Annotated in this window: 10 protein-coding genes and 1 pseudogene; 4 read left to right on the top strand and 7 right to left on the bottom strand. The window is 44.5% G+C overall.

All coding sequences use genetic code 11. The annotated features are described in order from the left end of the window. Positions 1 to 72: 72 nt before the first annotated feature. Positions 73 to 912 (bottom strand): class II aldolase/adducin family protein, encoded by an 840-nt coding sequence (locus ICN42_RS09340; protein WP_216253786.1) that lies wholly within the window; start codon positions 910 to 912, stop codon positions 73 to 75. A 152-nt stretch (positions 913 to 1,064) separates the two neighbouring features. Between ICN42_RS09340 and ICN42_RS09335 the strand changes: the two genes are divergently transcribed. Then, positions 1,065 to 1,961, top strand: coding sequence for a LysR substrate-binding domain-containing protein (locus ICN42_RS09335; protein ID WP_255539344.1), 897 nt, complete (start codon positions 1,065 to 1,067; stop codon positions 1,959 to 1,961). Positions 1,962 to 2,064: 103 nt separating this feature from the next. Here the strand turns inward: ICN42_RS09335 and ICN42_RS09330 are convergent, their stop codons facing one another. The 5 genes from ICN42_RS09330 to ICN42_RS09310 all read right to left on the bottom strand — a co-directional run bounded on the left by ICN42_RS09330 (position 2,065) and on the right by ICN42_RS09310 (position 9,755). Next, positions 2,065 to 2,928 (bottom strand): alpha/beta fold hydrolase, encoded by an 864-nt coding sequence (locus tag ICN42_RS09330; RefSeq protein ID WP_216253780.1) that lies wholly within the window; start codon positions 2,926 to 2,928, stop codon positions 2,065 to 2,067. Positions 2,929 to 3,016: 88 nt separating this feature from the next. Further along, positions 3,017 to 4,204, bottom strand: a complete 1,188-nt coding sequence (locus tag ICN42_RS09325) for an ABC transporter substrate-binding protein (protein WP_216253776.1) — start codon at positions 4,202 to 4,204, stop codon at positions 3,017 to 3,019. A 132-nt stretch (positions 4,205 to 4,336) separates the two neighbouring features. Then, positions 4,337 to 5,674, bottom strand: coding sequence for an NAD(P)H-dependent oxidoreductase (locus tag ICN42_RS09320; protein WP_216253773.1), 1,338 nt, complete (start codon positions 5,672 to 5,674; stop codon positions 4,337 to 4,339). Between the two features lie 56 nt (positions 5,675 to 5,730). After that, complete coding sequence (gene mdeB / locus ICN42_RS09315; protein ID WP_216253770.1) at positions 5,731 to 8,376, bottom strand: alpha-ketoglutarate dehydrogenase; 2,646 nt, start codon at positions 8,374 to 8,376, stop codon at positions 5,731 to 5,733. Positions 8,377 to 8,408: 32 nt separating this feature from the next. Then, entirely contained in the window at positions 8,409 to 9,755 is a 1,347-nt protein-coding gene (locus ICN42_RS09310) for a 2-oxo acid dehydrogenase subunit E2 (RefSeq protein ID WP_216254508.1), read from the bottom strand. An 88-nt stretch (positions 9,756 to 9,843) separates the two neighbouring features. Between ICN42_RS09310 and ICN42_RS09305 the strand changes: the two genes are divergently transcribed. The 3 genes from ICN42_RS09305 (at position 9,844) to ilvD (ending at position 13,130) form a co-directional block, all read left to right on the top strand. Then, a complete protein-coding gene (locus tag ICN42_RS09305) occupies positions 9,844 to 10,308 on the top strand; it encodes an Lrp/AsnC family transcriptional regulator (RefSeq protein ID WP_216253765.1) in 465 nt (154 codons plus the stop codon). Between the two features lie 108 nt (positions 10,309 to 10,416). Continuing rightward, positions 10,417 to 11,178, top strand: coding sequence for an SDR family oxidoreductase (locus ICN42_RS09300; protein ID WP_216253763.1), 762 nt, complete (start codon positions 10,417 to 10,419; stop codon positions 11,176 to 11,178). Between the two features lie 86 nt (positions 11,179 to 11,264). Beyond that, positions 11,265 to 13,130 (top strand): dihydroxy-acid dehydratase, encoded by a 1,866-nt coding sequence (gene ilvD, locus ICN42_RS09295; RefSeq protein WP_216253760.1) that lies wholly within the window; start codon positions 11,265 to 11,267, stop codon positions 13,128 to 13,130. A gap of 519 nt (positions 13,131 to 13,649) precedes the next feature. Here the strand turns inward: ilvD and ICN42_RS09290 are convergent. Further along, positions 13,650 to 13,765 (bottom strand): annotated as a pseudogene (locus tag ICN42_RS09290) (IS30 family transposase); the annotation flags it as partial.

Here is a 13,765-nt window from a genome sequence, read left to right as displayed (position 1 = left end):
GTCATGCACTATGCCTTGATATGAAAAAATCCTAGTGTTTTCTAGGATTTTTTCATACTGACAGACAGGAATTTAAGCAAACATATCTGGCTGATTTTCTTTAAGATAACCCCAGATCGGCTGGAAATGTAGCCAGCCAATATATTCACTGCCCACGTGTTCACGGCTATAGCGCGCTACCTCGGGGGTGAGTAGGTTAGGTTTAATTCCTGTTGCCTCAACCATCATTTGCTGCTTACAGCAACGCTCCAAAGCAATGAACCAGAACGCAGCCGCTTCAATACTGTGACGACTTACCGTTAAAAGACCATGATTGCGATGAATAATCGCCTTCACTTTTTTCAAGGAACCAGCCACGTTATAACCTGCTTTATCTTCTACAGCTACCTGTCCCGCCTGTTCTGCCAGGACCATGTGGTCTTCGTAAAATGCAGCCGCATCTTGAGAAATTGGATCCAATGGTTTTCCAAGTGCCGCAAATGCTGTCCCATAAACCGTATGGGCATGGCACATTGCAACAATATCTGGGTGCTTTTCGTGAACTGCAGCATGTAAAACAAAACCAGCGCGATTTAATGCATGCTTACCTTCCAAAACATTCCCCTCATGATCAGCCAATAGTAAGTTTGATACCTTAACTTGATCAAAATGAACTGCCATTGGATTTGTCCAATATAAATGTGGATGCTCAGGATCACGAACGGTTAAGTGCCCCGCAAAACCATAATCAAACTTTTCCAAAGCAAATGCACGGCAAGCCGCAACCAATCGCTCTTTGCGATATTGACGCTCTTCAGCAAAGCTTTTGAATTTAGGCAGATAAGGAAAAGCTAGACTCTTGTCTTCTGGCTGATAAATCGATTCCCTTCCCCCCAGATCCAATTTACGCTCTCTATCCATCACTTCCGTCATTTTTATCTCCTCATACGGTATTAAGTTATTTTTTGGCGATTTGAATACTTCAAATACGGCCAGAACCCCGTAATCATGAGCTTTTAGACAGGCTTTGACAAACGATAAATATTCATGGGAAGATGAACAACATTCATGTATATTATGTTTACATGAGAAAAATTCCAAATTTTGTCCTATTACGCGCCTTCGAGGTTGCCGCTCGCCTTGAAAGCTTTACCTTGGCCGCGAAAGAACTACACCTCACTCAATCAGCGATTAGTCATCAAATTCGTGAGTTGGAAGACTACTTTGGAAAACCGCTTTTTTTTCGCAAGAACCGCAAAGTAGAGCCGACAGCAGTAGGGCGCCGCTTGCTCGACTCACTTTCAAGGGTATTCGACGTAATTGAAGCAGCTTGCAATGAAGTTGCGCTTGCACCAAACTCACAAGTACTCGCTCTGCATTGTTCCCCTAGTTTTGCAGCCAAGTGGTTAAGCCCGAGACTACCGGAATTCATTAAAGAAAATTCGGACATCGCTATTCGCCTTACCTCCGGTACAGAGCCAATTGATTTGTTACGCAATCAAGAAATTGATATGGCGATCTCTTATCAATCTCGACATGAGGGCCCGGGAATTCACTCAATCTCACTGGGTGAAGAAAAAATTGCTCCCTTATGCTCGCCTCAATTAATTGATCCCAACCTTTCCGTGCAAGAGTTAATGAGTAAATTAACTCTTATTGAATCCTCTCTGAATAACCATACTTGGGAAAAGTGGTTTGAAACTCACGGATTAAAAAATCCTTCCAGTCGCAAGATGGCATTTGATCGTGCAGCCCTCTCAGTATCAGCCGCAGTAGATGGTATTGGCGCGGTACTTGAAAGCGTACGTTTCGCCGAAAGAGAGCTATCCCGCGGAGAGCTAGTAGAGCTTGGTCAAGGCATCTTCGAACCAACCATCGATAGGACTCATTTTTTATCTTATCGATCGAATTCAAAAAACAATCAAAAAATTAAATTGTTTAAAGAATGGATATGTCATAAAGCTGAAGTTCCTGCTGAATAAATTTTCCAATCTCAACTTTCTCCAACACCTTTCATCTAAATTGCACAATTTCTACTCTTGATTTGGTTACCAAATCCGACCAAACCCATTGATATTAGAAAATTTATTTTTTAAGCCAATCAATAATCAACTTGGTTACTACTTCAGCCTGCTCTCGATGCAAAAAGTGCCCTGCGTTATCGATTAACTGAAACTCGTACTCATTATTGAAGTATTGCGACTGCTCCAACATTAATTCGGCTCGCAAATCCTCCCTTCCACAAAGCGCAAGTGTCGGCACATCAATTGAGCGAGCCATCTTCTCTCTCACCAACGTCAGCGCAGGATCGGCTTTGCTTGGATCAAACATGGCGCGATAGTAAGCCAGGGTAGCCGATAGGACCCCAGGTTTTTCCAAGGTCTGTTTAACCGCTTCAATATGCTTTTTATCTTGATGGCTTGGAACCGTCCAATAATTCCAAAGATAATCAATGAACGCCTGATTATTTGCCAAGATAGCCTTCTCTGGCAGGTCCGGTAATTGAAAAAACCACCAATGAAATGAGCGATGAATGTGTTTTGGATTTACCAAGCTTTCAGTCACTTGACCTGGGTGTGGCACAGCCATAACAATCGCGCGAGAAATCAACTCAGGATAAGCGGCCAATACGGCATAAGCAATAATTGCACCCCAATCCTGTCCAACAAGATAAGCGGGCTCATCCCCAGAGAGTTCCTTGATTAAAGTTTTGATATCTTCTACTAGAGTAGCCTTATCATAAAACCCGCCAACTGGAATTTCAGTAGGCGAGTAACCGCGTAAATAAGGCGTTACCACACGATACCCTTGTGTAACAAGCTCAGGAACTTGGTGACTCCAGGTGCTAGCAATATCAGGAAAGCCATGAAGCATTACCACTAAAGGCCCTTGGCCTTGTTCATGGTACGCAAACCGAATACCATTCGCATTAATATATTTTAAGGACATAGTCTTTTAATAAATGTGAAGCACAAAGCAGGACGCCGCTTTTAAGAGCGGCGTCCTTGAAGTTAAAGCATTAATCGATGATTAAAAATTACTTCTTCTTAGAAGTGCTTAGATTTGCATCCTCCGCATTCAGATACTCAACGCGTCCATTTTCAACAACACCCATTACGACATTTTTAGCCTTAATTGCTTCATGATCAGTAGGTGTGTATGGTTTAACGTAAGTTGTAATTACACCCTCAACTGGCGCATTCAAGCCGTTCAATGCCGCTAAGATCTTCGGCCCCTCTGTGCTGTTTGCTTGTTTGATTGCGGCAGCCAGTAAGTAAACAGAGTCATAGCCTTGGGCAGCAGAAACAGCCGAAGGAATCAAACCATTCTTAGGCTTGTACTCAGCTAAATAGGAGTCAATAAATGCTTTGCGCTTTGGCGTATTGCCTAATTGAATAAAAGTTTGAGGCATCATAGCACCGTTACCGTTTTTTCCGGCAGTATCGATAAAGTTAGATAGGGAAAGTGTCCAGCTACCAATCATCGGCTTTTTCCAACCCAGCTTCGCCATACCGTTAGCAATTTGCGCTAACTCAGGTCCAATTGCGTAAGTCAAAATCACTTCAGCGCCAGCATTCTTGGCGGACAAGATTTGAGAGGTCATATCGACATCGCCAATATTAAATTTCTCTGAAATAACTGGAGTAACACCATAGCTCTTGAGAGCCTTTTCCATATCTTCTCGACCTAGCTGGCCATAGTTTGTAGAATCTGCCAAGATCGCAACCTTCTTAAATCCACGCTTTTCAACTGCTTCTTTTGCAATTAATGGCGCTTGAATGCTATCAGCGGCAGAGATTCGATAAATATAATTTTCAGGCGCATTGGGAAATTGCTTGGTAATCACAGAGCCAGAGGCCATAGTAATAACTGGAATTTTGGCATCCTGATAGAAGCGAGAAGAAGCTAAAACTACTCCAGTATTAATAAATCCTAAGGTAGCGGATACCTTTTCATTATTAATAAATTCTTGCGAGATCTGTACACCACGCTCATTCTTAGCTTCATCATCACGCTCAACCAACACGATCTTATTGCCATTGATACCGCCTGCGGCGTTAATCTCTTTAACTGCCAAGCGTATGCCACCGCGGTTACTAACACCCATAGGTGATGAGCCGCCAGTAAAGGGACCAATGACACCAACCTTAATATCAGCCGCATAAGCACCCGAAGCTAAGATTGTCGCGACTGCTGCCGCATAAATATGATGACGAATTTTCATAATGCCTCCTAATAAATTTTTAATACAAACCATTTTTATCAAAACAACTCTTACAGATGGTGCAGCCAACAAAAAAATAAAAATCTTTTTTAACCTGGAGATAACGCTAGCCCCATGACGAGAAAAGCCTCACTAACTAAATGCCCTCTCCATTTCCCGACGGAATGCGATAGCTTGCTTGGTGGCATCGTAATCCACATCAGTCCAGCAAACTGGACTACCCACAGGAATGTCATTTTTCAGAACCATATTGTGAGCCAAGCCAATTGGTAAGGCGCCCAGCTTTAATGAATCCACAGCTGTCATGAGCTTTCCGTAAACCGTAAAGCCGCCCTCACCATCTAATTTCTCTCCCGCCTTTAACGTCCGCTTAGCAGTAGCAACGACATCACCTCTCCACTCGCCAGTTGCCCCAGTAGCTTCGCCGCGAACCGCAATACTTGCAACGGAAATACCAAGCTCCAACCCAATTAAGTGATAAGGCTTATACATCGCTGCGTATTTACCGGTGCTGTCAGTTTTTAAACCGTACTGAGAAAAACAATCAATTACATATTGACTGGGGGCCTCGAAAACAGCGAATACGCCCCAACGCAAATCCCTAAATACAGGACGACCATCTCTCTCTACAGAAGACACCACTTCAACCGTTCCTTTTTGATTCAGAATCCCACCTTCCGAAATCGGGCGAAAGATATGAGGCAAGTCATCCACTCCACATGGAGGAAACGCTAAGCCCTTGCTTGGCGGAGTTAAATCACAAGCATTGGATACAGCAGCCATCTCGAGAGCAGACTTAGTACCATCCAAAAATGAATTGAACATTTGTGCATTAAAATCACCACCAGCAACCTGCCCTTTTGAAAAACCATAGTGTCCCCATACGGTATCGGGGGTGGATTGATGGTAGATGGGTAAATACTTTGTACCTTTACCCGCACAAACGACTTCCAGCCCGATAGTTCGCGCCCAATCAACCAACTCTGCAATCAGAGCAGGTTGATCACCAGAAGCCATGGAATAAATCACGCCAGCTTCTGCCGCCTTACGCGCAAGCAGAGGCCCCGCCAACACATCAGCTTCAACATTCACCATAATGATGTGTTTATGGTGATCAAAACAGAGTAAAGCATGGCGAATACCAGCAGCTGGGCTACCGGTCGCATCGATCACGATATCAATGTGCTCACTGGAAATCATCTTCTCCGCATCGTCCGTTACAAAAGTAGCGCCTGACTTAATGGCATCTTGAAATGAGGTTGCACTGTAACGAGGCGCATCCCAACCAACGCGAGCAAGTGATTCTTTTGCACGATCAGGAGAAAGATCCGCAACTGCAACCAAATGAATTCCCGCAGTTCGTGGCGCTTGCGATAGATACATTGAACCAAATTTACCGGCACCAATAATGCCTACACGCACAGGGTTATTATTTACCGCGCGCGCTTTAAGCTTCTGAATAAGGGACATCTAAAAATCTCCAGTTGTTTTAATGGTAATAAATTCGCAGTCTTCAAAAAATTATTTTAAGAGTATTTTTTCAAAGACCCCTTTGCTACCTTGCTAATACTATCTGCATTGACTCCGAAATACTCACGTAACGCAGCGCGAGTATCACTCCTGCCAAAACCATCAGTACCGAGAGTAACGTAATCCCTACCCCCCGGAATATAAGCACGAATACTTTCTGGCAGGGCATGTACATAATCGGTCGCAGCAATAATCGGACCCCTGCTTTGCTCAAGCACTTGGGTAATAAATGGCTTCCCAATGCCCTTATTTCCAGCAAATCTTGCCTGCTCCTTAGTTTTGCCATCCCTTGATAACTCACTCCAACTGGTCACACTAAAGATGTCCACATTAACACCAGCGTTAGCTAATTCATCAGCCGCCTTTAATACTTCCGTCATGATGGCTCCAGAGCCCAATAAGGTCACACATGACTTGCTGGCGCCATTTTTAGCCTTAATAGTTTTTAGCTTGTAGCATCCCCGTATTACCCCCTTCGCAGCATTTTCTGGTAAATCAGGCTGCGCATAGTTTTCATTCATGAGTGTGATGTAGTAGAACAAGTCTTTTTGATCTACCAACATGTCGCGCATGCCTTGATCCACAATGACCGCCAACTCACCCGCAAATGCTGGGTCATAGGCCTTACAGTTAGGAATTGTTGCTGCAACCAACTGGCTACTGCCATCCTGATGCTGTAGACCTTCGCCACCTAAGGTTGTTCTTCCAGAGGTTGCTCCCAGCAAAAATCCTCGGGCCCGCTGATCTGCCGCCGCCCAAATCGCATCACCAATTCTCTGGAAACCAAACATTGAGTAGTAAATGTAAAAAGGCAGCATTGCGACACCATGCACGCTATAACTCGTAGCGGCCGCCGTCCAACTCGCAATGGCACCGGCCTCACTAATACCCTCCTCTAATATTTGCCCGTCCAAAGCTTCGCGATAGCTTAAGACGGAGCCAATATCCTCAGGCTCATAGTGCTGGCCAACGCTCGAGTAAATTCCAATCTGCTTAAATAAATTAGCCATACCAAAGGTGCGCGCTTCATCGGCAACAATCGGAACCACTTTGGAGCCAAGCTCCTTATCTTTCAGTAGATTACCGAGCATGCGTACAAAAGCCATCGTGGTCGACATCTCTTTTTCTTCAGCTTTAATGGCAAATGCTGCATATGAGCTGATGTGTGGAACGCTGACTTTGTCGCAAGTCGAATACCGTTTAGGTAATTGACCGCCCAACTTGATACGCCGCTCCTTGAGATATTGCAACTCATGACTATCCTCCTCGGGTCTAAAGAAGGTGAGGTTAGTTGCCTGCTCATCGGTTAACGGTAAATTAAAACGATTGCGATACTCTATTAAAGCTTCATCATCTAACTTCTTCTGACTATGAGTGGTCATCTTTCCCTGACCAGCATTACCCATGCCATACCCTTTTTTGGTATGCGCCAGGATTACCGTGGGCTGACCCACATGGTTTGCGGCGGCATGATAGGCGGCATAAATTTTGACGAGATCATGACCGCCTCGTTTGAGTCGGTCAATCTGTTCGTCCGTCATACCTTGCGCTAAACGGGCGAGCCCTTCATTTTGGCCAAAGAAGTTTTTACGATTAAAACTGCCATCCTTTGCGGCAAAGGTTTGCATTTGTCCATCAACAGTTTGCGCAAACGCTTTAACCAAGGCCCCGGTAGTGTCTCTTGCGAACAAACCATCCCAATCACTACCCCAAACTAACTTAATCACATTCCAACCTGAGCCCCGAAAGAGCTTTTCAAGCTCATCAATAATCCTTCCGTTGCCACGCACAGGCCCATCCAAACGTTGCAAGTTGCAATTAACCACCCAAACCAAGTTATCGAGCTTTTCACGTGATGCCAAAGTCAATGCACTCATGCTTTCTGGCTCATCCATCTCGCCATCACCAAACACGCCCCATACTTTTCTGATGGTACAGTCCAATAATTTGCGATCTGTGAGGTAGCGCATAAAGCGCGCGTGATAAATCGAACTAATCGGGCCGATCCCCATTGAGCCTGTTGGGAATTGCCAAAAATCGGGCATCAACCAAGGATGGGGATAACTAGATAAGCCCTTTGCTCCAGATTCAGGCGCAGTGATTTCTCGCCTATAGTGGGCAAGATCATTCTCAGTCAACCTTCCTTCCAAATACGCACGGGCATAAACTCCCGGGGCGCTATGGGGCTGGAAGAACACTAAATCACCGCGATCCTTGGAATCCCCGCCCTCACTTCTAGCGCGAAAAAAATGATTGAAACCCACTTCAAATAAATCAGCAGCACTTGCGTAGCTGGCAATATGACCACCCAACTCACCATATGCTTCATTAGCTTTAGCCACCATCGCCAGGGCATTCCAACGCATGAGTGAGGCCAACTTTTCTTCTGTTGCCAAATCGCCAGGAAATTCAGGTTGCTCGTCAACTGGAATGGTGTTGATATAGGGCGTTACTAAATCTGGAACCCAATTTACCTGGTTCTTATTCGCTAACTTAAGCAAATTATCCAAAATAAATTTAGCTCGCTCGCTATCACCAGATGCGAGAAGATCCATAAACGCCTCGTTCCACTCCGCTGTTTCTGCGGGATCCGCATCAATGTGTTCAAGGTTTAAATGTTTTTTAATATTTGGTGCATTCATAAATATTCCGGAAAGCTATCTCTGTTCTAGTTTTATAAAACTACCTTGCGAAAATCAGTCAACAGCTGAGTGAGGTATGTAGTGAAGTGAGTTGCTAAGGCGCCATCAATCACGCGATGATCCGCGGTCATGGATAGCGGACAAATGAGGCGAGGAACAATCTGGGCCCCGTCCCAGACCGGTTTTATAACGGACTTATTTACGGCCAAAATAGCCACCTCAGGGGCATTTATAATCGGCGCACAGTATGTGCCACCAATGCCGCCCAATGAAGAAATCGTAAAGCTTGCCCCCTGCATTTGGTCAGGCTTCAACCTTCCTTCGCGAGCTAGCTTAGCTAGGGAAGCAGTCTCCTGCGCAATTTCCAAAACTCCTTTTTGATCCACGTCACGAACCACCGGCACGACCAAGCCATTCTCTGTATCCGCAGCAAATCCAATATGAAAATATTTCTTCAGAATGAGATCATCACCATCAAGAGATGCATTGAATGTGGGGTATTTTTTTAATGCAGAAACAACGGACTTAATTAAAAAGGCTAATAACGTAAGTTTTACGCCATCTTTTTTAGATTCTTGATTAAGCTGAATTCGGAATGCCTCAAGATCAGTAATATCTGCATCATCGTGATAAGTGACCGCCGGAATCATGACCCAATTGCGAGCCAGATTTGCGGCGGAAACCTTCTGAATACGAGTTCTTGATTGACACTCAACCTCTCCAAACCTTGTGAAATCTACCTTAGGCCAAGGGAGTAAGTCTAGGCCTGAAACCCCTGCCCTATGAGCTTCAGGAGTTTTTCCAGTAGAAGACATAATGTCTTTAATGAATTTCTGAATATCCTCTTTAGTCACTCGACCATTGAGACCGCTACCTGAAATATTATTAATATCAGCACCAAACTCACGGGCAAATTTTCTAGCTGAAGGACTGGCCCAAGACCCTCTATTTTTAGCGTCATCATTTGAATTTGACTTTACCTCCTGAGCTAACTCGGGAGGAGTACTCAACACTTCAGTTGCTTTGGCTTTATTGATTGCCTCTATAGCGCTTAGCTCAATTCTTAGCAACTCATTGCTTTCAACGGCTATTGAAGTAGATTCTTCAAGAACGATAGCGGGGGCGCCTTGGGAAATCAGGTCACCAATCTTTACCTTAATCTCTTTGACAATACCAGCATGAGAAGAAGGCACATCCATTGTTGCCTTGTCCGACTCTAACGTCAAAATGGCTTGCTCTTTTTCAATCTGGTCACCAATCTGCACCAAGACCTCAATCACAGGAATGTTTTGATAGTCCCCAATATCGGGAACAACAACTTCTATAGCCAAAGCCCCCCCAACAAATAACAAAAGTGAATATGGGAGATATTTTGAAATATTCCAGTCAAAATAGGATGCTAATTATTGGTACAAATTGTTTATTTTCAGCATAAAATGCTGATAAATTAACTTTTTAAGGAATTATATGAAATTAGATACCATAGATATCAGAATATTAAATGAACTACAAAATGACAGCTCCCACAGCAATGTAGAGTTGGCAAAACGTGTGCATTTATCCCCGTCGCCCTGCCTTATGCGCGTCAAAGCACTGAAAGACAAAGGGGTTATCAGAAACTATGTTGCACTAGCCGACCCCAAGGTTCTAGGTCTTGGTCTCAATGTCTTTATTTCAATTAGCTTAAAAGAGCAATCCAAAGAAGCGTTAGCAGAATTTGAGAAACGCATCTCGGAGCATGATGAAGTTATGGAGTGCTACCTCATGACTGGAGATAGTGACTATCTCATTCGTGTAGCGGTTGCTGACATGGGCACCTTGGAAAAATTTATTCTAGAGCAACTCACACCCATATCCGGCATTGAGAAGATTCGCTCAAGCTTTGCGCTAAAACAAGTTCGCTACAAAACTGCTTTACCATTACCAAAATGAAGCCGAGTAAATTTACATCACACATAAGGTATTCATTAACTTAGGTTTGTCATAGCTTTTGCTTTAACAATATAAAATTTATTTGAGACAAAATTTAGAAAGACCAACATGAATCAAGCAAATACTAAAGTCGCACTAGTTACCGGAGCAGGCGTAGGAATTGGCAGAGCAGCTGCCAAAGCCTTATTACATGGTGATTACAAGGTGGTACTGACTGGACGTAATCTAGAAAAGCTACAAAAGGCAATCACCGATATTGGCGGTTCGTCAGAAGACTGCTTAGCTCTATCTTGCGATGTCGGAAACCCTGACCAAGTTAAAAAACTGTTTGCCACCATCAAAGATAAATTTGGTCGCATTGATGTTCTTTTTAACAATGCCGGCATCGGCGCCCCAGCTATTCCCATGGAAGATTTGACGTATCAACAATGGATGGATGTAGTGAATGCAAATTTATGTGGCGCTTTTCTATGTTCGCAAGAAGCGATCCGCATGATGAAAGCACAATCCCCCCAAGGCGGCAGAATTATTAACAATGGCTCTATCTCCGCTCATGCCCCCAGGCCAATGTCTGCGCCCTACACAGCCACTAAACACGCCATTAGCGGCCTAACTAAAACTATTGCACTCGATGGGCGCCCTTTCAATATCGCTTGCGGTCAAATTGACATTGGCAACGCCGCGACAGAAATGACAGAACGTATGGCCGCTGGAATCCTGCAAGCCGATCAATCTATCAAGGTCGAACCGCGTATGGATGTAGATCATGTAGGAGAAGCTGTGTTGCACATGGCACAACTGCCGCTTGAGAGCAATATCCTCTCCATGACCATCATGGCGACGAACATGCCCTTTGTCGGCAGGGGCTAATGCGCTTTTTAGACGTGCCACCAAAATTTAAAACCTCCACACTCTCTTAGAATTTTCCTATAAACCTTTAATTTTTATTAAATCAAATGCCTGCATATCGCTCACGCACTACTACACATGGCCGAAATATGGCTGGAGCCCGCTCACTCTGGCGCGCTACCGGAATGAAGGATGGCGATTTCGATAAGCCAATTATTGCCATAGCCAATTCATTTACTCAGTTCGTCCCTGGTCACGTGCACTTGAAAGATCTAGGTCAATTGGTTGCTCGTGAAATCGAAGCTGCTGGCGGGGTTGCAAAAGAATTTAATACCATCGCAGTAGATGATGGCATAGCAATGGGGCATGATGGCATGCTCTATAGCCTGCCAAGCCGTGACTTAATTGCCGATAGCGTTGAATACATGGTGAATGCTCATTGCGCAGATGCGCTTGTCTGCATCTCTAATTGCGACAAAATTACGCCTGGAATGTTAATGGCGGCAATGCGCCTTAATATTCCCGTAATTTTTGTATCGGGCGGCCCAATGGAGGCTGGCAAAGCCACCTTAACCAACCCCAAAACCCAAACCATTGAAATGGTAAAGCTCGACTTAATTGACGCGATGGTGATGGCTGCTGATTCCAACGTATCTGATGCAGATCTAGCCGAAGCAGAGCGCTCTGCTTGTCCAACTTGTGGTTCCTGCTCGGGTATGTTTACCGCAAATTCGATGAACTGCCTAACTGAAGCACTAGGGCTTTCATTGCCAGGAAACGGAACGGTAGTGGCTACTCATGCTGATCGAGAGCAATTATTTAAACAAGCAGGTCATCGTATTGTTGCATTAGCCAAGCAATATTACGAGCAGGATGATGCATCCATATTACCGCGCTCAATGGGCGTAAAGGCTTTTGAAAATGCGATCGCCTTAGATATTGCAATGGGAGGCTCGACCAATACGATTCTGCATTTACTTGCAATAGCTCAAGAAGGTGAAATTAATTTCACCTTGGCTGATATTGATCGCATATCAAAAACTATTCCGCAACTATGTAAAGTTGCTCCAAACACCAATAAATATCACATTGAAGATGTGCATCGCGCTGGCGGCATCATGGCCATCTTGGGTGAGCTTGATCGTGCAGGAAAACTTCACGCCGATGTCCCCACCGTGCACACCAGAACCCTAAAAGATGCTTTAGACCAATGGGATATTGCGCGCAACCCAAGTGATAAAGTTAAAACTTTTTACATGGCGGGTCCTGGAGGGGTTCCTTCACAGGTGGCATTTAGCCAACATACTCGTTGGCCTAATCTAGATTTAGATCGTACCGAGGGTTGTATTCGCTCCCTCGAAAATGCATACAGCAAGCAAGGTGGTTTAGCTGTTCTTCGCGGCAATATTGCGCTTGATGGTTGCGTTGTTAAAACGGCAGGGGTCGACGACAGCTTGCTAGTTTTTGAAGGTTCGGCCCATGTCGTCGAATCCCAAGAAGAGGCAGTAGAAAATATCTTAAAAGACAAGGTTATCGCCGGAGATGTTGTTGTAGTTCGCTATGAAGGACCGAAGGGCGGTCCCGGGATGCAAGAAATGCTCTATCCCACAAGCTATATCAAATCGAAAGGTCTAGGCAAGACATGTGCATTACTAACTGATGGCCGCTTCTCCGGAGGGACATCGGGCCTATCTATTGGCCATTGCTCCCCTGAAGCCGCTGCCGGTGGTGCCATTGGTCTAGTACGTAATGGTGATCGCATTCGGATTGACATACCCAATCGCACCATCAATCTATTGGTAAACGATGATGAATTAGAAAAACGACGGGGCGAGCAAGATAAATTGGGTTGGAAACCTAAAAATCAACGCCCCCGCAAGATTTCATCAGCGTTAAAGGCTTATGCATTCTTTGCTACCTCAGCCGACAAGGGGGCGGTACGCGATATATCCAAACATTACACCTTGGATTGATATTTAGTACTATCTGTCCTTGACCAATGTTGATGCCTCTAGATGAATCGTGATCTAAGAATGTAAGCCCCTGTCAAATATTGGTTAACTAAATTTAATTTGGCCAGGGCCACCTTCCCCTTAAAAATTCTTCTGACCAGTTCAGAAATTAATCGTTGTCAATCTGCGTAAATCCGTGTAAGAATGAGCGCTCAGGAGTCAAGAAAGTGACTGTTAATCCGTAGGTCCCTGGTTCGAGCCCAGGTCGAGGAGCCAAATAAGTAAAAGCCTTCAGAGTTAATCGCTCCGAAGGCTTTTTTACTTTCTGGCCCACAGACAACGTATGGACAACATCAAGCTCATGACGGCAATCATCTAAAAGTTACCTCATTGAGATTAAATGCAAGAAATACCTGTGATTTAGTTCTCTGGCATTAAGGCATGGGGGGTGGGCTAAAACCCTTCCATTTATATAGCTGCACCAGCCAGTATTTACAAAAAAGATCTTTTAAAAATGAGTGACAGCTACCGACCTTGATTTCAACCCGTCGATGCAACAGATTGGGCAAAACGTTCTGCCGGTGTTTGATAGTTTAGTGTTTTTCTAGGTCGTTCATTGAGTTGTCTTGCCACTGCATTGAGCTTGGCTTGAGAGT

The organism is Polynucleobacter sp. 71A-WALBACH, from assembly GCF_018882365.1.
Lineage (GTDB): Bacteria > Pseudomonadota > Gammaproteobacteria > Burkholderiales > Burkholderiaceae > Polynucleobacter.
This window is presented reverse-complemented; position numbering and strand designations above follow the sequence as displayed.

What these genes read in the sequence shown, in the direction of transcription:
- ICN42_RS09340 (WP_216253786.1), bottom strand. Translation starts at nt 912, where the DNA reads ATGACGGAAGTGATGGATAGAGAGCGTAAATTGGATCTGGGGGGAAGG.
- ilvD (WP_216253760.1), top strand. Translation starts at nt 11,265, where the DNA reads ATGCCTGCATATCGCTCACGCACTACTACACATGGCCGAAATATGGCT.
- ICN42_RS09335 (WP_255539344.1), top strand. Translation starts at nt 1,065, where the DNA reads ATGAGAAAAATTCCAAATTTTGTCCTATTACGCGCCTTCGAGGTTGCC.
- ICN42_RS09300 (WP_216253763.1), top strand. Translation starts at nt 10,417, where the DNA reads ATGAATCAAGCAAATACTAAAGTCGCACTAGTTACCGGAGCAGGCGTA.
- mdeB (WP_216253770.1), bottom strand. Translation starts at nt 8,376, where the DNA reads ATGAATGCACCAAATATTAAAAAACATTTAAACCTTGAACACATTGAT.
- ICN42_RS09305 (WP_216253765.1), top strand. Translation starts at nt 9,844, where the DNA reads ATGAAATTAGATACCATAGATATCAGAATATTAAATGAACTACAAAAT.
- ICN42_RS09325 (WP_216253776.1), bottom strand. Translation starts at nt 4,204, where the DNA reads ATGAAAATTCGTCATCATATTTATGCGGCAGCAGTCGCGACAATCTTA.
- ICN42_RS09320 (WP_216253773.1), bottom strand. Translation starts at nt 5,674, where the DNA reads ATGTCCCTTATTCAGAAGCTTAAAGCGCGCGCGGTAAATAATAACCCT.
- ICN42_RS09330 (WP_216253780.1), bottom strand. Translation starts at nt 2,928, where the DNA reads ATGTCCTTAAAATATATTAATGCGAATGGTATTCGGTTTGCGTACCAT.